The sequence below is a fragment of the Chryseobacterium sp. Chry.R1 genome (assembly GCF_039645525.1).
Taxonomy (GTDB): Bacteria; Bacteroidota; Bacteroidia; order Flavobacteriales; family Weeksellaceae; genus Chryseobacterium; species Chryseobacterium proteolyticum.
Map to the genome: position 1 here is coordinate 733498 of NZ_CP151793.1, position 22500 is coordinate 755997.

General features: G+C 37.2%; 16 protein-coding genes. 12 read left to right on the top strand and 4 right to left on the bottom strand.

Annotated features, from left to right (window positions below):
* Window positions 1-22: 22 nt before the first annotated feature.
* From AAEU33_RS03470 to mfd, 4 genes are all read right to left on the bottom strand, one after another.
* Window positions 23-766 (bottom strand): hypothetical protein, encoded by a 744-nt coding sequence (locus tag AAEU33_RS03470; RefSeq protein WP_345990940.1) that lies wholly within the window; start codon window positions 764-766, stop codon window positions 23-25.
* Window positions 767-769: 3 nt separating this feature from the next.
* On the bottom strand, window positions 770-1585 hold the full coding sequence (locus AAEU33_RS03475; RefSeq protein WP_345990941.1) for a hypothetical protein: 816 nt from the start codon (window positions 1583-1585) through the stop codon (window positions 770-772).
* Window positions 1586-1587: 2 nt separating this feature from the next.
* Window positions 1588-2397, bottom strand: coding sequence for a hypothetical protein (locus AAEU33_RS03480; RefSeq protein WP_345990942.1), 810 nt, complete (start codon window positions 2395-2397; stop codon window positions 1588-1590).
* 140 nt (window positions 2398-2537) lie between these two features.
* On the bottom strand, window positions 2538-5900 hold the full coding sequence (gene mfd, locus AAEU33_RS03485) for a transcription-repair coupling factor (protein ID WP_345992737.1): 3363 nt from the start codon (window positions 5898-5900) through the stop codon (window positions 2538-2540).
* A 263-nt stretch (window positions 5901-6163) separates the two neighbouring features.
* Here mfd and AAEU33_RS03490 point away from each other — a divergent pair, with 263 nt between their 5' ends.
* The 12 genes from AAEU33_RS03490 to AAEU33_RS03545 all read left to right on the top strand — a co-directional run bounded on the left by AAEU33_RS03490 (window position 6164) and on the right by AAEU33_RS03545 (window position 22462).
* A complete protein-coding gene (locus tag AAEU33_RS03490; RefSeq protein ID WP_273650458.1) occupies window positions 6164-6559 on the top strand; it encodes a hypothetical protein in 396 nt (131 codons plus the stop codon).
* 177 nt (window positions 6560-6736) lie between these two features.
* Complete coding sequence (locus tag AAEU33_RS03495; RefSeq protein ID WP_172282283.1) at window positions 6737-7018, top strand: hypothetical protein; 282 nt, start codon at window positions 6737-6739, stop codon at window positions 7016-7018.
* Between the two features lie 126 nt (window positions 7019-7144).
* On the top strand, window positions 7145-8644 hold the full coding sequence (locus AAEU33_RS03500; RefSeq protein WP_345990943.1) for a GH3 auxin-responsive promoter family protein: 1500 nt from the start codon (window positions 7145-7147) through the stop codon (window positions 8642-8644).
* Window positions 8645-8713: 69 nt separating this feature from the next.
* Window positions 8714-9076: a hypothetical protein gene (locus tag AAEU33_RS03505; RefSeq protein WP_345990944.1), complete on the top strand. Its 363-nt coding sequence runs from the start codon at window positions 8714-8716 to the stop codon at window positions 9074-9076.
* A 92-nt stretch (window positions 9077-9168) separates the two neighbouring features.
* The gene (locus AAEU33_RS03510) at window positions 9169-10404 is read left to right on the top strand and encodes an MFS transporter (protein ID WP_273650456.1); all 1236 of its coding nucleotides are present in this window, start codon (window positions 9169-9171) and stop codon (window positions 10402-10404) included.
* An 89-nt stretch (window positions 10405-10493) separates the two neighbouring features.
* Complete coding sequence (locus AAEU33_RS03515) at window positions 10494-11111, top strand: hypothetical protein (protein WP_345990945.1); 618 nt, start codon at window positions 10494-10496, stop codon at window positions 11109-11111.
* 11 nt (window positions 11112-11122) lie between these two features.
* Window positions 11123-13198, top strand: a complete 2076-nt coding sequence (locus tag AAEU33_RS03520; protein WP_345990946.1) for a gliding motility-associated C-terminal domain-containing protein — start codon at window positions 11123-11125, stop codon at window positions 13196-13198.
* Between the two features lie 113 nt (window positions 13199-13311).
* On the top strand, window positions 13312-15372 hold the full coding sequence (locus tag AAEU33_RS03525; protein WP_345990947.1) for a gliding motility-associated C-terminal domain-containing protein: 2061 nt from the start codon (window positions 13312-13314) through the stop codon (window positions 15370-15372).
* A gap of 157 nt (window positions 15373-15529) precedes the next feature.
* Window positions 15530-17116 carry a replicative DNA helicase gene (gene dnaB / locus AAEU33_RS03530; RefSeq protein WP_273650453.1) on the top strand — a complete coding sequence of 529 codons (1587 nt, stop codon included), beginning with the start codon at window positions 15530-15532 and terminating at the stop codon, window positions 17114-17116.
* A 38-nt stretch (window positions 17117-17154) separates the two neighbouring features.
* On the top strand, window positions 17155-17631 hold the full coding sequence (rnhA, locus tag AAEU33_RS03535; RefSeq protein ID WP_172282269.1) for a ribonuclease HI: 477 nt from the start codon (window positions 17155-17157) through the stop codon (window positions 17629-17631).
* A gap of 187 nt (window positions 17632-17818) precedes the next feature.
* Window positions 17819-20080: a T9SS type B sorting domain-containing protein gene (locus AAEU33_RS03540; RefSeq protein WP_345990948.1), complete on the top strand. Its 2262-nt coding sequence runs from the start codon at window positions 17819-17821 to the stop codon at window positions 20078-20080.
* Window positions 20081-20200: 120 nt separating this feature from the next.
* A complete protein-coding gene (locus AAEU33_RS03545) occupies window positions 20201-22462 on the top strand; it encodes a T9SS type B sorting domain-containing protein (RefSeq protein ID WP_345990949.1) in 2262 nt (753 codons plus the stop codon).
* Window positions 22463-22500 lie beyond the last annotated feature (38 nt).

Here is a 22500-nt window from a genome sequence, read left to right on the forward strand (position 1 = left end):
TTTTTATCGATAAAATTAATGATTAGTAAGGTTGTAGTACCTGAGTCGTAAGTACTGATTGTGCCATATCATCATTTAAATAAGTTGTATTTACAGCTTTTCCTGTTCCTAAAGTTCCGGAGTTCAGGTTTCTTTTAGTACATGCTGCTTTAACGCTATAGTTATTCTGAGGAGTAAGGTTAGTAAGTGTAGCATTAAGATTGAAAATCTTATTTGTACCATCACCTCCAACCAAAACGTCTGTTCTCACAGCCTTAAGCGTATTGTTCACAAAAATTCCGCAAGCATAACTTATTGAAGAATTTGCATTAGCCGTTTTTTGTGTCGTTGTCTGAAAAGTAAACACTACTTTATTCGTTGCATTGGTAATAGAAAAGGTATCAACAGCTCCTGTCAGAACTGTCCAAGTAGCATCCAGTGCCGCATTTTCTGCATAAGGTGATGTAGAACCGTTTGCGCCTGAAAAAGTAGCACCTACTTTATCAGAAACCGTATTGATGGAAAACAAAGCCATACTTCCCTGTCCGTCTGCAATCTTTATACTTTTCCAATCGTTACTAACCAAATCGGAATTGTTATGAAAAATCTCTCCAGCATTTCCTGCGTTCCCTTTTACGGTATTAGTCCCTCCTGTTCTCAATTCTTTATTTACATTGACATCTCCATTAATATCTAATGTGTTTACAGGTGTGTTAGTATTGATTCCCACTTGAGCTTTAGACAAACCAACACCTAATAATAATGTTATTAAAAATATTTTTTTCATGATTTAATTTAAAATGGTGTTAAAGACTTGAGGGATTTCGTAAACGTCCACTTTAAGAGAAGACTGGGCAATAAAGCTATCGATATTGGTTGCCACATTGATTCCTATTCCCAAAGTAGCATTATTCGTGTTATATGACTGCAATCTTGAACAAGCCACACTTACAGTATGAGTTCCTTTTGTAAGATTCGAAGCAATTCCGATTTGATTGTGAGTTAAAAAGGTATTGCTTGCAGTACTTGCTTTAATATTTCCTTGTCTTAGGTTCACCAATTTATTATCTACAAAGATTCCGCAAGCATAATCAATCGAAGTATCTGTAGCACCATTAGCAGGGAAATTCGTATGAACTACAGTTTCAAACTGAAAATACGTTTTACTATCCGTACTGTATACCTGGAACGGCTGAGATAAAGCATTGATCTTTTTAAAGTTATTAAAAGTGCTGAAGTCGCTCCCTTTTACAAAGCTCGTAGATCGTGTAGATCTTGTAGAAGATTCCTCAGTTCCAGTAAAAGTAACACCTGTTCTATCTGAAAAAGAGTTATTAAAGATCAGGTAGAACTGATTAGGTTCATATTCAGGAATTCTAAGTGTTTTCCAAATCGGAGGATAATTTTCTCCCTGTGAAACCAATATCTGGCCATTTGTCCCCTGAACGAGGCTATTGTCTGTTGTATTTAAAACAACCAGTTTATTACGAAGGTTAATATCTCCGTTTACATCAAGTTTTGCTCTTGGAGTTACTGTTTTTATTCCTATCTGCGCAGAAACAGAAAGCCCGATTGATAAGAATAGAAGCGATAATATATTTTTCATAATTAGTTGGCTTTGTAGGTTACGTATTCAATAATATCAATCTTTAGATCCGATTCTAAAGTAAAGGCATTAGAAACTGTATTGGAATTCGAAATGTTACGTCCAATCGAAAATTGGCTGTTCACATCAGAAGACTCAATTTTTCTACAAGCCACTTCAATTTTCTGAGCACCAAGGGGAACGTTTTGCTCAGTGTAATTCAGTGTAAAAATATAGTCCTGAAATCCTCCTTTGTCTGTATTATTTGTAGAGGAAACTTTATCAGGACGGACAGCAACAAGCTTACCCCCTCTGAATACTCCGCATGTAAAGCTTATATTCTGGGAAGTAGTAGCCACGGGAGCTTTCAATTCAATCCCTGTCTGGAATTGGTAAGTAATCCTGTTTTTAGGATTTTTAACTGTAAAATTATTTTCAAGGCCTTCAATCTTCAACCATTTACCCTTGCTGGTATCGGTTATATTATCCCCAACAACATTGGTATAGATCATATCACCTGCGACACCATTAGATAGACTGGTAATTCCTTTTTGATCCAGAGACAGGTACGAATTAATTAATTTGTACTGTCCTTCTTCCATAAAAGATACGTTGATTGATTTCCATACAGGAGGTAGATTTTCTCCCTGCGAAACTAAAACTTGTCCGTTTAGTCCGGCATTTCCAACTTGAGTAGGAGTACCTCCCACTCTTAATTCTTTTCTTAAGGTGGTTTTCCCGTTTACATCGAGAGTCGAATTTGGTGAATTAGTGTCAATTCCCACCTGCGCGTGAGCATAGACAGAGCAAAGCCCTGCTATGCAGTAATACATAGTTTTTTTCATAATAAGCGGCACAAAGGTACACAATTTTAATATAAAACCCTATAGTTTAATTATTTATACCATAGAAATATGCCTATGTATTAATAGAATTCTTCGTAACGAAAAGTAGAATTATCTTTAAAACAGGGCTATAGCTGCAATATAGACCTCAACAAAATATTTACTTCATCTACATTTTTCACCTTATCTTTTCTCATCATTAAATTATTCCCTTCTTTTCCTATTTTTTCTTTTAATTGAGCCTCCGAAGGATTTTGAGTAAGGTAATTGATAATGTGCCTGAATTTTTCTGTCTGATAAAACTTATCTTGAGGATTACCCGGAAAATACCCTAAAAAGACACCATTCTTCATAACAATTTTTTCAAATCCAATGTCTGCAGCGAGCCATTTTAAAGACACACTTTTTAAAAGATTAACAGCTTCCTCCGGTAAAGGCCCAAAACGGTCGATCAATTCGGATTCAAATTTCTGAAGATCTTTTTCATTATCAATTTCTGCAATCTTCTGATACAGCAATAACCTCTCTTCTGTATTAGAGATATAGAAATCAGGAAGCATAAGCTCCAGGTCGGTATCTATATTCACTTCCTTTACAGATTTAAAAAGTTTCTGCCTGTCCTCTTCATTGTCAAACAGGTTTTCAAAATCTTCATCATCTTTTAACTCCTCCAAAGCTTCCTGCATCAGCTTCTGGTATGTTTCAAATCCCATTTCATTAATAAATCCACTTTGCTCAGCACCTAACAAATCTCCTGCGCCACGGATTTCCAGATCTTTCATGGCAATCTGGAATCCACTTCCAAGATCTGAAAACTGTTCAATAGCTTCCAATCTCTTTCTCGCATCAGAAGTCATCATATCATAAGGAGGAGTGATCAGATAACAGAAAGCTTTCCTGTTACTTCGTCCAACCCTTCCCCTCATCTGGTGGAGATCTGCCATACCAAACCTTTGAGCATCATTGATAAATATCGTATTGGCATTCGGAACATCTACCCCACTTTCCACAATAGTTGTTGAGACCAGTACATCATATTTGCCCTCCATAAAATCAAGGACATTCCGCTCCAGCTGCTTCCCTTCCATTTGGCCATGACCAGTAATAACCCTGGCGTCCGGAACCAATCTCTGGATGAGTCCGGCAATATCTTTTAAGTTTTCAATCCGGTTGTTGATAAAATAGACCTGTCCGTCTCTTTGTAATTCATATGAAACGGCATCACGAAGAATCTCTTCATTAAACCCGATAATCTGAGTGTCTACCGGCTGCCTGTTTGGAGGTGGTGTTTTGATGACAGATAAATCTCTTGCAGCCATCAGGGAGAACTGCAAAGTTCTCGGAATAGGTGTCGCCGTCAGTGTAAGTGTATCCACATTGCTTTTAAGCGTTTTCAGCTTATCTTTTACGGAAACTCCGAACTTATGTTCCTCATCAATAATCAACAAGCCTAAATCTTTAAACTTAACACTATTGCTGGCAAGCTGATGCGTTCCTATGATGATATCTACTTTACCATTTTTTAATCCTTCTAAAGCTTCCGATTTTTGTTTTGCTGACCTGAATCTATTGATGTATGAAACATTCACCGGAAAATCTTTCAGCCTTTCCTTAAAGCTTCTGTAATGCTGAAATGCAAGAATTGTCGTTGGAACTAAAACCGCAACCTGTTTGCCATCTGTTGCTGCCTTAAACGCAGCTCTTATTGCAACTTCTGTTTTACCAAAACCTACATCTCCACACACCAGACGATCCATCACAGTACTTGCCTCCATATCCGCCTTCACATCAATCGTTGCTTTTTCCTGATCCGGAGTATCTTCATAAATAAAACTGGCTTCCAATTCATTTTGTAAATAAGAATCCGGGGTATAGGCAAAACCTTGAGCGGTTTTTCTTTGTGCATAAAGTTTGATAAGATCAAAAGCGATCTGCTTTACTTTTGCTTTTGTTTTTTGCTTTAAAGACTTCCATGCCGGAGATCCTAATTTACTCAGAACAACTTCTTTTCCATCAGGCCCGTTATATTTTGATATTTTATGAAGTGAATGAATACTTACGTAAAGTAAATCTCCATTTTTATAGGTAAGTTTAAAACATTCCTGAATTTTCCCATCATTATTAACTTTTACCAATCCCATAAATTTTCCGATCCCATGATCGATATGGGCAATATAATCCCCGACTTTAAGAGACATAAGATCCTTGAGGGTAAGCTGCTCAGATTTAGCAAAAGTATTTTTAGCCTTATATCTTTGATAACGGTCAAATATCTGATGATCGGTATACACAGATATTTTATGGTTATTATCAACAAAACCTTCATGAAGTTCAGATTTAAAGCTTTTGAAGATCATTTGATGTTCAAGTTCTTCAAAAATTGACTCCAGTCGTTCTCTTTGTTTTTCTGTTGAAAACGAAATCCAGGTATCGAAACCGTCATTCTGCTTCTCTTCCAGATCCTGAATTAATAATTCAAAATTTTTATGAAAAGAAGGCTGGGAAGTTTGCTCTATACTAATCTCATAAGTATTAAGCCCTTCAATGGCAACACTGCTGAAATCAATTGTTTTGAACTTCTTGTAATCAAATAAAAACTCCTGATCGGAAATGAACAATTCGTCAGGAGTCCTGTGGGCAATATCTTTACTTAAAGATTCATACTTTTCCAACGATTTCTCATAGAATGATCTTATTTTTTGCAATCCTACCACTCCATTTCTCGAAATCACAAAACTCTCTTTCGGCAGAAGCTGAAGTAAGGAAACCCGGATGCCAGAAACCGAAAAGTTCATATTTGAAACAAGTTGAAATTCTTTGATCTTATCTACCGACAGCTGCGTTTCGATGTCAAAAGTTTTGATGCTTTCCACCTCGTTACCAAAAAAAGTGATTCTATAAGGCTTTTCATTAGAGTAAGAAAAAACATCTACAATTCCTCCTCTTACTGAAAACTCTCCTGGCTCGGATACAAAATCTGCCTGCTGAAACTGATAATGGGAAAGCAGTTCATCCACAAAATCAAAATCGAGCTGATCTCCTACTTTGATATGATGTGAAATTGCTTTAAAATCTTCTTTTTTCAGAACTTTCTCTGATAAAGCCCCGGCATATGCTACAATTACTTTTGGAGATTTCCCGGAATTTATTTTATTTAAAACCTCTGTTCTTAAAACAAGATTTGCATTCTGAGTTTTTTCAACCTGATAGGGTTCAAGATGAGTTGCAGGAAAATAAAGAACCTTGTCTTTACCCAACAGATCCTCCATTTCAGTATTAGCATAAAGAGCATCTTCCTTATCATCTATAATGTAAAGAATATTCTTCTTTTGGGTCAGGAAAAGCTCTGCCACAAAAACAGAAGTGGAAGATCCTGCATTCCCTTTTACCGAGATGTGTTGATTCGCTTCCAGTTGTGTGAAAATTTCTTTGCCAAATTCTTTTTGTAGTAAATCCGGAAGAAATTTTTCATGAATAGGTTTTAACTGCATAAGTAATAACGGTATAAACGACAAAATCGATTTCGGAAGTTCTCCGAAACCGTTCATTAATTTAGAACAAAGGTAGCTATATTTTTTCCAACCCAATAAAATAGCAAATTATTCAAAAATCAAAATAATCCACCATCGATAATCTAAATAGCATCTTTTTACTAAAAACTCTAATTAAAAGTTAAAAAACTAACCATTTTACTTCATGGCACAGTGTTTGAAAACTTCATTCATACGAATATAACAACACTAAAAATAGTATTATGAAAAAAGCAATTAAAATTCTGGGCATTTTTATGGTGACATTTTTTGCAGCAGTCACTATAGCATCATGTAGCAGGGATGATGATCCTGCAAACAATGATTTCTTCGCAGGCACATACCGTGGAAGCGTATCTTATAACGACGGTGGTTCAACAAATACAAGCACCAATGACGGTAGTGTATTTGTAACCAAAATCGCCAGCGGTACAAAGTATAATTTTCGATTTTCAAACGGCATTCCCGACCTTAATGGAATAGAGTTTGAGCAAAAAGGTGATAATAGTTTAGTTATGATTGGTTCCAGCGCAACCTCTTATATAAGGATTGATAATAATGAATTAAAGATCCTTTATCTTAAAGACGGCAAAACGTGGACAGCCAATTGTACACGATAATAATTATTTTTTTTAACAGGCCTGTTTCTTTTTAGAAACAGGTTTTTTCTTTTAATATCTGCGATCGTTTAATCTTTTTTTAATCTGTAATAAACTTTAGTTAAGTTTCTATATACTAGATCTATCTGTACGATTTTTGCATACCTTTACTCAACAAAACCAAAATAATGTAATTCTATGAAAAAATTATTAACCGCAATGTCATTAATCTTAGGATTAGGTCTTGCAACTGCTCAACAAACAACTCCGGCAACTGCAACTAAAACTGTTCAGCAGGCTCCGAAAACTTTGAAAGCTCAGGAAGCGCCAAAAGCATTGAAAGCCACTGAAACTAAATCTGCTGCTACGTCAAATGGAATGAAAATGAAAAAGGACGGAACTCCTGATAAAAGATACAAAGCAAACAAACATTTAAAAAAAGATGGCACACCAGATAAAAGGTATAAAGCCAACAAATAAACTCAACATATAGTTGTTATTTTCATAATCAAATTTCGAAGAACCGATGAGGCTATCATCGGTTTTTTTTATTTCATATTCCATAAAAGTATTCTCAGATTATTTAGTTATTTATAAATTTGAACCATGTTAAGCTTCCTAAAGAAAAATATAGCACTGGCCTGGGCAAAAAAACATGTCCAAAAAGCCGAAGAATTCAAAAAGAATGCAGAAAAGGATCAGGAAAAATTGCTTTTATCACTGATTGATACTGCAAAAAAGACTCTTTTTGGAAGAGAACATCAATTCGAAAATATTCAGTCTGTACAAGACTTCCAGGAAAAAGTACCTGTATCCGATTATGAAGATTTAAAGCCTTACATCGAACGGGTAAAAAAAGGACAAGCAAATATCCTTTGGCCTGAAACACCCCAATATTTTGCCAAAACCTCGGGAACAACTTCAGGATCAAAATACATTCCCATTTCAAAAGAAGGAATGCCCTTTCAGGTAGCAGCAGCTCAAAGTGCATTATTCCATTATATTTCCCAGAAAAAAAACGCTGATTTCGTCAATGGAAAAATGATTTTCCTGCAGGGAAGCCCTGTTCTTGAAGAAGTGTATGGAATAAAGACAGGACGTCTCTCAGGTATTGTAGCCCACCACATCCCTAACTATCTGCAAAAAAATCGTCTCCCAAGCTGGGAAACGAATATCATTGAAGATTGGGAAACCAAGGTTGATAAAATTGTAGAAGAAACAGAGAAAGAAAACATGACCCTGATATCGGGAATTCCGCCATGGCTCATTATGTATTTTGAAAAGCTTACTGAAAAGCATGGTAAAAAGATCAAACAGCTTTTTCCAAACCTTCAGCTCATTGTTACCGGAGGAGTAAACTATGAGCCGTATCGTGATAAAATGGAGGATCTTCTGGGCGGACCGGTTGATATCATTCAAACCTTTCCTGCTTCAGAAGGCTTTTTTGCGTTTCAGGATAGCTATACCAAAGAAGGGCTACTCCTTCTTACCCATCATGGTATTTTTTATGAATTCATTCCGTTAGAGGAATACGGGAAACCGGATGCCCGAAGATTAACACTAAAGGATATTGAACTAAATAAGGATTATGCTTTGATATTAACAACCAATTCCGGACTGTGGGCTTACTCTATCGGGGATGTTGTGCGATTTATCAGCAAAAATCCTCACCGGATCTTAGTAAGCGGTAGAACAAAACATTTTACATCCGCTTTTGGAGAACATGTCATAGCTTACGAAGTAGAGGAAGCCATCAAAGCCACTTTAGAAAAGTTTCCCGCTCAGATTACAGAGTTCCATCTCGCTCCGCAGGTAACTCCCATTGAAGGACTCCCTTATCATGAATGGCTGATCGAATTCGAAAAAGAACCTGTAAACCTTCAGCTTTTCAAGGATGAGCTGGATAATCAGCTACGCAAACGTAATACCTACTATGATGATCTTATTTCAGGAAACATCTTGCAAAAGCTGCACATTACGCTTCTGAAAAAAAATGCATTCCAGGAATATGCAAAATCTCAGGGCAAACTGGGAGGACAAAATAAAATACCAAGATTGGCAAATGACAGAAAAATTGCTGATTTATTGGAAATTTATAAATTATAATCACATTTTTTCAATTCCAAAAACAAATATTCAAAAAAAATTATAAATTTGAAAAACTAAATAAAAATAATGAAAGCATCTGTACTTTTAAAATCATCTTTACTTACCTCTTTATTTTTAATCTCTTCATGTGCTACTACAAAATACAGTGAAGATATTTCAAAAAATAATTACTCTAATCTGGAAGCGGGAAGAATATACATTGTCACTATGAAAGACGGTTCTAAAAAACAAAAAATGTTATTCCGTAATATCCAGGGTGATAATATCGTAGGAACAGTAGGTAAAAAAGACAGTACAGAAGTAATTATTCCAAAATCCAATGTTGCTGCCGTAAAAGACAGATCAAGAGCAAGGGTAACAGGAGGAGCAGTTCTTATTGGTGCAGCTGCGGCTGCGGCCATCGTTGTGAGTGCTTCAAGGGCAGACTAAATAGATTTTATCTTTCAAAATACATTTGATTTATCATTTGAAAAATCAACTTCTCAGTAGCTCTAAATAAATATTTAGAGCTACTTTTGCGTATGATTTCCTTTACTCCCTTAAAAACCTTAGAAAATATTGAATTCAGAAATCTACTTACCGGAAGATTTTTCATTGTTTTAGCCTTCAGAATGCTTGCCACTTTATTGGGATGGTGGGTGTACCAGTTAACAAAAGATCCGTTCTCAATAGGATTAATTGGTCTTTCGGAAGTAATTCCGGCAGTCAGTTGCGCATTATATGCAGGACATGTAATTGATATGAATGAAAAAAAGCGACTCTTGCTCATTTGCAACTATGCTTATATTTTTCTCATCGGGCTCCTGCTTATTCCAGCTTTTTTCAATGTTGAAATGCATTTTAGCGGGCATCAGATCACCTATTTTATTTATAGTGTGATTTTTTTTACGGGAATTGCAAGAGCGTTTATTGGTCCCATCGTTCCCTCGATGATTCCTAAGATTGTAAAAAAGGAGAATCTTCCTCATGCTGTCACCCTTAATCAAGCAACATTTCTAATCTCTTCTGTTTGTGGTCACGCCATAGGAGGTTTCCTTATTGGTTTTTTTGGCGTAAAATGGACTCTTGTGGTCATCATCCTGCTCATTTTTATCGCCTCGTTATTTTTCTGGCAATTGAAAAAACAATTTTCTGAATATAAAAAAGGGAATATTAATGTTGTGGAAAGTATGAGGGAAGGTATTTCGTATATTTTCAAAACTAAAGAAATCTTAGGAGCATTATGTCTGGATATGTTCGCCGTACTGTTTGGGGGTGCCGTAGCCATGATCCCTGTTTATGCTACCGACATATTAAAGGTGGGAGCTGAAGGTTTCGGGCTTCTTAATGCAGCATCAGATATTGGCTCTATGTGCATCATCACCATTCTCTCCATTGTTCCACTGAGAAAAAACCAGGGAAAAATATTACTTGGTGTGGTTACCGGATTCGGGCTTTGTATTATAGGATTCGGACTCTCTCATATATACTGGTTATCATTTATGTTTTTAGTGATGAGTGGAATGCTGGATGGTATTTCCGTTGTAATTCGTGGAACCATTGTACAATTGAAAACACCTGATCATATAAGGGGACGTGTACTCAGTGTTAATTCAATTTTTATCATGTCCAGCAATGAAATGGGACAATTTGAAAGTGGGTTATCTGCAAAACTACTGGGCGTGGTCCGTTCGGTAGTATTCGGAGGAAGTATGACGGTTCTTATTGCCTTACTTGTCGGAAGTACGAATCCTAAGCTACGAAAAATGCAATATTAAACACATATCCCACGTTATATTAAATAAAACTTAAAAACATTAATTAAAATTTAATAATTTTTTATATTTGTCGTATAAAATCCCCCCTTATGAAAAAATTTCTACTAATTTCAGGCTTCTTCTTGGCTGGCTTTTGGGTAAACGCCCAAACCTACTCAGAAAAAGACTTCCAACAATCTATATCACAAGTAAATACAGCTAAAACAAAAGCCGACTACGACAACCTTTTCCAAAAGTTTTCCAAATTTACCGGAACTAAAACTACTGACAGATGGGAAGCTTATTATTACGCTGCTGTATCCATGTATCTTAAAATAGAAGTTCAACTGAATCAAACAGTTCATGAAGATCTTCCAGGAGGCAATGCTCTTGCCAGAAAATTTGCCATGGGAGCGCTCAGTTCCCAGCAAGACAATGCAGAAGCTAATATTTTACTTGGATTGATATACTTTCAAAAAATGCAGATCAATGGATCTCAGGACCCACAAGACATGGACTTCATTGCAAAAGCTATTGCAAAAGTTGAAGCAACTTCACCAAACAATCCCAGACTCGCAATTCTAAAGGCAAGGTTAAAAGAAAAATCGGGCAACAAAGCTGATGCTGAAAAATTACTAGCAGAAGCAGCAAGTGGATTTAACAGTAAAAATTCTACGGGTAAACTTTCACCTACATGGGGCAGACAGTTAATTCAAGTAAAAAATTAAAATTGATCAAAATGAAAAAAATTCTACTTATTTTTCTGATAATTATATCTCAGATAAGTTTTGCTCAAAATAGCTCTGATTGTGGTGGAAATGTTCAGGTTTGTGGAAACACCCCTATTTCTTTCACTCCTACAGGCCCCGGAGATGTACTTGAAAACTTAGGAGGTTGCCTTAGCACTGAGCACTTTTCAATCTGGTATACATTCACTATCGCCTCATCAGGTACACTAACGTTTAATATAAATCCAAATGACCCTAGTGACGATTATGATTGGGCCGTATACGGTCCGGATGTTACATGTAGTAATTTAGGAACTCCCATAAGGTGTAATTATTCTGGTACTCCCGGCCCTACAGGACTGAACATGACAGCTACCGGTACATCAGAAAGCGCAATAGGCCCACCTTTCTGCTCTCATATGAACGTTGTAGCCGGCCAGACATATTATCTTATTGTTGACAATTTTTCTCACAGTGTCAACGGTTTTGTATTATCATGGGGAGGAACAGCTACTTTAGTCTCTCCTTTTAATAGTGCTTACCAACCATATCCTTTTATGGAACCGGGAAGCCCGGGGGCAAATCCCAATGACCCTCGAGAAGTTATTATATGTGAAAATCCTGCAATTTTTAATTTCACTACATTATCTGCAGGAATTATAAATAACAATCCTAATTTTTCAGTATCATATTACAAAAATTCAAATGATGCTATATCCGGTAATAGCCCAATAACAACTCCAATACCGGTTAATACGACAGACGTATATTATTATGCAATCACCTATGCAGTTCCCGGCGCTCCTGCGACCGCAATTAACAGGTGTAGAATTCCGGGTAAATTTAAATTCATACAAAGGGCCATTACCGCAACTGACGTCACATTAACAGAATGTAATAACAACAATACGGGTACTGCTATATTCGACCTGACCACTGCTGCTGTAATTGCCGACCCAACCGTGACAAAAAAATACTATCCTACCCTTACGGATCTTAACGCGGGGACTAGTGAGATCACAAATCCATATCAGTATACTTCAGCAGGCGGACCAGTATATGTTTTAATAACTTCTACAGCTGGATGTACTACCACTGCAAAAATCACCTTAGCATTCCATCCTGTAGTCGTGGTAAATGAGGCTACCCTTAGATCTTGTTTCATTGAATCGAATCCTTCAACGGCATCTTTCAATCTTACAGCCGCTTCCGTAACAACACAGCCGGGTATTACTAAAAAGTATTACCCATCCATGACAGACGCTGTTAACGGAACCAACGAAATCACTACGCCATCTCCGTACATTGCACCGAATGGTGTGGTTTATATCAAAGTGATCAATGCAAATAATTGTTATACTGTTGCAAAAGTAAATCTGATCGTATTGCCTCCTGTAAAATCTACAGTCCTTGCAGATAAAATAATCTGTATGGAAGACACAACTACACTGGATGCAGGACCTGGATTTGACGGGTATTTATGGAGCACAGGTGCTACGACACAAACCATCAGTAATGTAACTGTTGGTACTTATTCAGTACAATTGAAAACCGGGGAATGTACTACCAACCAAACTGTAACAGTTTATGCGTCTGAGCAACCTGTTATATCTAATGTTGATATAGCAACAAATACGATTACTGTAAATGTAATCGGAGGTACTCCGCCATATAAATATTCATTGGATAACATCAACTGGCAAGATTCTAATGTATTCAATAATATACCAAGAGGAGATAATCATATTTATGTTAAAGATTCTTATGATTGTGAACCGATTGACATCAATGTGGTTGTTCCTAATTTAGTCAATGTGATCACTCCTAATAATGATGGTGTGAATGATGTGATTGATTATTCTGCACTGGCAGGAAAGCAAAACCTGATATTAAGTATTTATGACAGATACGGTGCAAAAATATTCCAAGCTGACAAAACGAATGGTTACAAATGGGATGGTACTACCAACGGAAGCAAAAAAGTTTCAACAGGAACTTACTGGTATTCTGTGACATGGAACGAAAATGATAAGAAAAATACACCTATCAAATTCTCCAGTTGGATTATGGTAAAAAACAGAGAATAGTCATATTTTTTGATAAAAACCGCTTTTTTAAGCGGTTTTTATTAATTCGAGCGAACTATAATCCAATTATCTTGTTATTTTCGCTATTTTTGTTACATTAAATTCATTTTAAAATGAGAAAATTCTTACTTCTTTTTATTTTATTTACTTATCAAATATATTTTTCACAGTCGGACTGTATCACTGCAATTCCCGTATGTGGAAATTCTGATATTTCCTACACCCCTAGTGGTCATGGTAATATTCAGGAAGACTTAATGGGATGTTTGGCCACTGACGAGCATTATAGTGTTTGGTATTCTTTTACCATAGCCACTTCAGGAACTTTAACATTCCTTATTACTCCTAATCAGTATTCTGATGACTATGACTTTGGTGTTTATGGTCCTAATCAAACATGTGGCGCTTTAAGCCCACCAATCAGATGTAATTATTCTCCTGCAGACGGACCAACTGGTTTAAGTCTCACACTTACCGGCACAAACACTGATGAGGCTATGAGTGCATATATGGACGTAGTTGCCGGAGAAACTTATTATTTGATTGTTGATAATTACTCACACACAGCACATGGTTTTTCCATGACGTGGGGTGGAACAGCTACTTTAACTTCAGCATTTAATGATCCGGCAGTAACACCGAATCCATTTATTACACCTGGGGTACCTGGTCCTACTCCGGATTCTCCAAATGAAATCCTGAAGTGTGCTTTGCCAACTTCATTTGACTTCAACTCATTAACAACAGGGATTCTAAATGGAAATGCAAATTTTACCGTTACTTATCATGATAATGTAAATGATGCGATAACGGGATCAAACCCATTACCAAGCCCTACGATGGTAGATGCTACAACGATCTACTACTACCGATTAAAATATACAGATCCGAATAACCCTAACAATCCGATTAACGGCTGTTTCCAGACAGGGAAATTTAAATTCAGGCAGGGAAACATTGTGGCAAGTGACGATACCATTTATGCTTGTAATAATAATGGTGCGGGGACAGGGACATTCAACCTGACGTTGGCCAATACATATTCTGGTACCGCGACAAAAAAATATTATCCTACATTGAACGATTTAAATGCAGGAACCAACCAGATTATGAATCCTGCCGCTTACGTTTCAGGAGAAAAAACAGTATATGTAAAAGTAACAACGCCTGAAAACTGTTCAGACGACTCGGCAATCACCTTGAAATTCTTTCCGGTAGTAGTGGTGAATGATGCAGAAATTGAATCCTGCTATATCGACACCAATATTACAACAGCAAAATTTGACTTAACAACAGCTAACGTATCAAGCCAGACACCCATCACGAAGAAATTTTATGAAACCATGGCCGATGCGGTAAGCGGAACCAATCCAATTGCTAATCCTACGGCTTATGTTTCTGCCAATGGAAATGTTTATGTAAGAGTATTCAGCGCAAATATGTGTTATGCTATTGCTAAAATCACCCTTAAAGTTCTTCCTCCGGTAAAATCGGCGGTTTTAAAAGACGTTACAATTTGCCCTGAAGATACTACAACATTGGATGCGGGGCCTGGTTTTGACGGATATGAGTGGAGCACAGGAGCAACAACACAATCTATCCAAAACGTTGCGATAGGAAGTTATTGGGTAAAACTTAAAACAGGAATTTGCTATACAGTACAGCAAGTAAGTGTAAAGGCTTCCCAACAACCAGTGATCAGCAGTGTAGACATTACAAACAATACAATTACTGTAAATGTTTCAGGAGGAACACCACCATACAAATATTCACTGGATGGTACCAACTGGCAGGATTCTAACGTATTTACCGGACTTCCTAGAGGGGAAAACAAAATATACGTAGTGGATTCTTTTGATTGTACTCCGATTGATATTCAAGTGACAGTTCCTAATTTAATTAATGCCATCACACCTAACGGAGATAATGTAAATGATTACGTAGATTACTCTGAGCTAGGATACAAGAAAAATTTAGTATTCATCGTTTATGACCGATATGGAAATAAATTGTACGAAGCTGACAAACTGAGAGGCTACAAATGGGATGGAACTACCGGCGGTAAAAAAGTGATTACCGGAACATATTGGTACACCATTTCTTGGAATGAAAATGATAAAAATAATACTCAAACGAATTATAGTGGATGGATATTGGTAAAAAATAGAGAATAATTGAAATTATAAATAGAATTTAAAAAATCACCTCAAAATCGAGGTGATTTTTTTATTAACATTGCTTATCTTTTATTGGTGGTATTTTAATAACCCTTAAGAATAATTTGTTGATTACTATTTTTTAATTTTTTTTTAAATAAACTATCTTTGCACAATGGCGCAGAAAGAAACATTATCATCTCTTACGCATGGAAATTTTGCGAAAGAATTGTCAATTGCAGATGGAAAAATGCCTCCTAATGCAGTGGATTTTGAAAGATTGATTATAGGAACTTTTTTAATTGATAAAAAAGGTCTTGACCATTCCATCGACCTTCTTACTCCTGAGGTATTTTATGATCCCAGACATCAGGTGATATTTGCTACCATTTTGAAATTATATGAAGCCAACCATCCGGTTGACTTAATGACTATTATACAAGACCTAAAAAAGGAAGACAAATTAAATTCAGCAGGAGGAGATCATTATATTATTGATCTCACCATGGGAGTAAGCTCCTCAGCTCACATAGAATATCACGTTCGTGTTATCCTAGAAAAATATATTTTGAGAAGTCTGATTAATGTTTCAGCAAACGTTATAGACTCTTCATATAAAGAATCCACGGATGTTTTTGAGCTGCTGGATAAAGCAGAACAATCTTTTTTTGAAATCACCAACGGGACCATCAAAAAAGGCTTTGATACTGCAAATTCTTTAGTAAAGCAGGCTATTGATACAATTAAATCCCTGAAAGACAAAGAAGGACTTTCCGGAGTACCCTCAGGATTTAGGGATGTGGATAAAGAAACCGGGGGCTGGCAAAATTCCGACCTTATTATTATCGCGGCTCGTCCTGCGATGGGAAAAACAGCATTCCTTCTTTCCATGGCTCGAAATATTGCGGTAGGATATAAAATCCCAATGGTGCTGTTCTCTCTCGAGATGGCATCTGTTCAGCTTATTACAAGGATGATTGCTTCTGAAACCAGAATTTCTTCTGAAAAATTAAGAAAGGGAACCTTAGATGATGAAGAATGGCAAAGATTGTTTTCCAATGTATCCGAACTGGAAAACGCTCCGCTTTTCATTGACGAAACCCCATCACTTTCTATATTCGATTTCCGGGCAAAATGCCGGAGACTTGTAATGCAGCATGGTGTAAAGCTTATCATGGTCGACTACCTTCAGCTTATGACCGCAGGAGGAGGTGGAAAAGGGACAGGAAACCGTGAACAGGAAATCTCTATGATCTCGCGTTCATTAAAAGCAATTGCAAAAGAACTCAATGTCCCTGTTATTGCACTTTCCCAGCTTTCAAGAAGTGTGGAAACACGTCCGGGGAAAAGACCTCAGCTTTCAGATCTTAGAGAATCGGGAGCGATTGAGCAAGATGCTGATATCGTATCTTTCATCTTCAGACCTGAATATTATAAGATCACGGTTTGGGATAATGATGAAGAAGGCCAGGAAACTTCGACTGAAAATCAGGCTGAGCTTATTATTGCAAAACACAGGAATGGTGCTACTGCCGATGTACGACTATCTTTCCTTAAACATTTTGCAAAATTCGGAGATATCGAAGCAGCAACGGGCGGAAATCCAGGATATCCGTCAGGTTTTAATTCGAATGAACCTAGTGGTTTTGATAAGATAAAAACAACCATTCAGCCAGGGGCAGCATTTGATCTTCCGGACAACTCCCAATTGTCAGGATCTTCGATGAATGATTTTGATGATGATGACGACTTCCCTTTTTAATGATGTTGAACTGATAAGAAAAGACAATTTCTGAAATTTTGAGAATTGAGATTTATACAGACGGAGCATGCAGTGGAAATCCCGGAAAAGGAGGTTATGGAATTCTCATGCGTGTTCCGGAAAAGAACTATCAAAAAACATTTTCTAAAGGATTCCGTAAAACAACGAATAACAGGATGGAGCTTCTGGCAGTAATTACGGCTCTGGAAAAGCTAAAGTCAACAGAAAATGATATCCATGTTTTTACAGACAGTAAATATGTAGCAGACGCGATCAACCAAAACTGGATTTCCGGCTGGATAAAAAGAGGGTGGAAAAATGTGAAGAATCCCGATCTCTGGAAAAGGTTTGTTATTCTTTACAATCAATATACTCCTAAAATGCATTGGATCAAAGGGCATGCCGGTCATTTTGAAAATGAGCTGTGTGATAAGCTGGCGGTTGCAGCTGCAGCTTCTTCTGATTTAGAAATAGACACCTATTTTGAGAATATTGAAAACAATTCTCTATTTTAACGAATAAGAATCAAAAAGCACCCCATTATCAAATTCAATTATTCTGTTAAATAATTTAGTTATTTTACTATCCAAATTAACTTTTATTAAAAAATCATTAATATTTTCTGCAAAATTAACACTGAACACATATTTATTACTTAGGATTTAATATATTTACATGTCCAATTTTTAAACATCCTAATTAATGAATAAAAATCTACTATTTTATTTCACTATACTTTTATCCTGTTTATCCGGAAATCTTTTTTCCCAAACCTATCAGCTCACCGGAAATCCTGTGAATACGACAGGATGGACAGTTGTTCCTTCTGCCGTAGTTAACACAGATTTTGTTATGCTGACTGATGATCTCACCAACAAATCAGGAGCAATCAAACTTAATGATCCTATCAACCTGAAGTACTGTGATAAATGGAGAATCGAGTTTGATTTCAGACTTGACGGTAACGGAACGTCGTCGGGAAGAGGAGACGGTTTTGCATTTTGGTATCTACAAAATCCTCCCGTAACCAGCCAGTTGGGTTCAGGTCTGGGAATTCCGCAAAATGCAATCGGCCTTATGATCGGCTTTGACCTCTACAATAATACTACAGGGGGACAGATGAATAAAGTTCATCTTGCCTATGGTGTGGTTCAAAATACTACTGACACAAATAATATTGAGTATTTCAATACTGTCGGAAGCTCCTTTCACTCACCTGATCTTACGTCTACCATTCCTTTGGTGGGAGCTACTTACAAACATGTGGAAGTAACCGGGCAGGTGGATCCTGCTACTCCGGCCAATTGGATTATCAACCTGAAAATTGACGGAACATCAGTCATTAATCAATCATTTGCACCTGCAGGTGCTGCAGCTTCAATGGGAGTGGGATACTTTGGATTCTCAGCTTCTACGGGAGCCGCTTCAGTGAGAAGTTCCATAAAAAATGTAAAAATCTATACAGACAAAGTATCTATTTTACAGAACTCAGTTACCCAATCCTTATGCCCGAATCCTTCAACAGGAAATGGCACGGTCAATCTTACAACCTTTAATTCACAGTTTGTGAATACCCCTGCCAATTACACATTTACATACTATGTACTAGGGAGTTCAACACCTATTGCCAACCCCACCAACTATCAATTCAATACCAATACAACAATCTCTGTTGTTATTAAAGACAATGCAGGTGTCCTTTGTGATAATCCCGACGGAAAGATTCAGTTGGTTCTGGCGCCTTTTACAGCAAATAATGTAACTATTTCCGCTTGTAACAACAATAAAGCCGGGACAGCAACATTTAACCTAAGTACTGCAGCTGTAACGGGAGTACCGGGAGCCGTTAAGAAATATTACAAAACACTGGCTGACCTCAACGCAGGAACCAATGAAATCACTAACTTTTCAAACTACATATCTGCTCCGGGAGTCGTATATGTAAAAGTGACAACACCACAAGGTTGTACAGGAACAGCTCAGATAACGCTGGCATTTCTTCCTGAAGTAGTCGCTAATGATGATACTATTCGCTCCTGTTTCATTGACACCAATACAACATCCGCTTTATTTAACCTGACCACTGCCAATGTAACACCACTGGCCGGAGCAATAAAAAAATACTACACAACTTTAGCAGACGCAATGGGCGGAACGAATGAAATTGTAAATCCGCAAGCATATGTGTCAACAAATGCCGTAGTCTATGTAAAAGTAATTGATGGAAATAATTGTTACACCATTGTGAAAATTACCCTTGTTGTTTTACCTCCTGTTCCATCAACTGTTCTTAAAGACCAGACAATATGTATAGACGAAACTGCAACATTAGATGCAGGTCCAGGTTTTGACGGCTACCTATGGAGCACCGGTGCAACCACTCAATCCATACAAAATGTTCCGGTGGGAATCTATTCGGTTCTGCTTAAAACAGGAAGTTGCTTCACCAGTCAGATTGTAAAAGTACAAGCTGCACCTCAACCGGTGATTTCAAGCATTGATATTACCAATAACACGATTACAATTAATGTAAATGGAGGTACACCCCCATATCAGTTCTCATTAAACGGTACAACATGGCAAAGCTCTAATGTATTCTCCGGTTTATCCAGAGGAGAGCATAAAATATTTGTTAAAGATTCATATAACTGTGATCCTATTGATGTACAAATCACTGTTCCGAACCTGATTAATGCAATTACTCCAAATGGGGATAATGTAAACGATTATATTGACTATTCTGCTTTAGCCTATAAAAAGAATCTGGTATTCATCGTTTACGACAGATATGGAAATAAGCTTTACGAAGCTGACAAATTAAGAAACTACAAGTGGGATGGTACCGCAAGTGGTAAAAAAGTATCTACTGCAACATATTGGTACACCATCTCCTGGAACGAAAATGACAAAAACAATACTCAAACAAACTATAACGGCTGGGTATTGGTTAAAAATAGGGACTAACAAAAAAAAGACCACTCCAGCATTGGCAGTGGTCTTTTCAATACAAATCACTATTTTAAAGAAAAACATCCGAAATTAAATAAATGAATAAATAACAAATCTTTATTTCACCCACTCCAAATGAAAAAACTTTTACTCTTCTGCCTTTTTGTTCTTTTAACCAACCTACCCGGAAATCTTCTATCCCAGACTTATCAACTTTCAGGAAATCCCGTCAATACTACAGGATGGGATCTTGTTTCAAGTGCAAATGTAAATACTGATTTCATACAACTTACTGCTGATCAGGGAAACTTATATGGAGCTATAAAATTAGCCAGTCCTATTAATTTAAGATATTGTGATAAATGGAAGGTAGAATTTGACTTCAGAATTGATGGAAACGGAACCGCACAGTTTGGAAGAGGAGATGGATTTACCTTCTGGTATTTAGCTAATCCTCCTACAGGATTCGTTTCAGGAGGAGGCCTTGGAATTCCGGCTAATGCATCGGGCTTAATGGTAGGATTTGATATTTTCAACAATACTACAGAAGGACAAATGAGTAAAGTTCATATTTTATATGGAACCAACAACTCCCTTAACAATAACATTGAATATAACAACACTCCGGGAAGCACATTTCATTCCCCGGATCTTAATCCTACACAGCCATTTGTTGGCTCAACCTATAAACATGTAGAGGTAAATGGTGAAACAGACCTTGCCAATCCCACCAGCTGGATTATAAAGGTAAGAATTGACGGAGTCTTAATTGTGGATCAGTCATTTGCCCCCTCAGGAGGAGCAATTGGTATGACTCAAGGATATTTTGGATTTTCAGCAGCCACAGGGGGAGCCAGTGCAAGACATTCAATAAAAAATGCTAAAATATTTGTGGATAAGGTTCCTATTTTACAAAGCACCGTTACACCGTTTGTTTGTGTTAATCCTGCGACAGGAAACGGGACAGTGGATTTAACCTCATATAATTCGCAATTTGTAAATATTCCAGCTAATTATATTTTCACTTATTATGTTTTAGGAAGCTCTACTCCAATTGCCAATCCTACAAATTTCCAATATTCCGGACCCACAACAATTACGGTAGTAGTAAGAGACCCCTCCTCCACTTTATGTGATAATGGCGACGGGGTTATTCAGCTAAATCCTACTCCTTTTGCTGCGGATGACGTAACATTAACAGGCTGCAACAATAATAATGCAGGAACCGCAATATTTGACCTGACAACAGCTGCCGTTACTACTGTTCCAGGCGTTACTAAACAATATTACCCGTCTTTGACAGACCTAAATGCGGGAACTAACGAAATAGTAACCCCTGCAGCCTATGCATCACCTGCCGGTTCAGTATATGTAAGAGTTACTACTCCACAAGGCTGTGTAGATGTGGCAAAAATTACACTCACCATCAACCCGGTTGTGGTTGTCAATGATGCTACATTAAGATCCTGTTTTATAGAAACAAGTCCGGCAACAGCGTCATTTAACCTTACAGCTGCTTCAGTAACGACACAAGCTGGCGTCAGCAAAAAGTACTACCCATCATTAACCGATGCCTTAAACGGAACAAATGAAATTACCACACCTGCAGCTTATATCGCTCCTAACGGTGTCGCTTATATTAGAGTTACCAATAATGCAAACGGATGTTATTCCGTTGCTAAGGTTACATTAGTTGTACTAGCACCTGTACTGTCTACAGTTTTAAAAGATAAAACAATATGTATTGAGGACAAAACAACTCTTGATGCCGGCCCAGGATTCGCTTCTTACCTGTGGAGTACGGGAGCGACTACCCAGGTTATCACCAATGTAGGTGTTGGTGTCTATTGGGTACAGCTCAAAACCGGAGAATGCACCACTACTCAGAATGTGACCGTCCACCCTTCAGAACAACCTGTTATTACTAATGTAGACATATCTGGCACTACAATGACGGTCAATGTTATTGGCGGAACACCTGCATACCAATACTCATTAGACAATATCAACTGGCAGGATTCTAATGTATTCACCAATCTTCCAAGGGGAGAAAGCCACATATATGTAAAAGACGCTTATGACTGTGAACCTATAGATATTAGCGTAACTGTTCCGAACATAATCAATGTGATTACGCCAAACGGAGATGGAGTAAATGACGTTATAGATTATTCTGCATTAGCTCACAAACAAAACCTTGTCTTTAATATTTATGACCGGTATGGAGCTAAGATTCACCAGGGTGACAAATCCAATAAATATAAATGGGACGGAACAATAGCAGGTAGAAAAGTCTCCACGGGCAGCTACTGGTATTCAGTTTCATGGAATGAAAACGATAAAAAGAATACAGCGATTAAATATTCCGGCTGGATTCTGGTAAAAAACAGAGATTAATAAAAATAACCAACCATATAAAAAATAAAGAATCACTT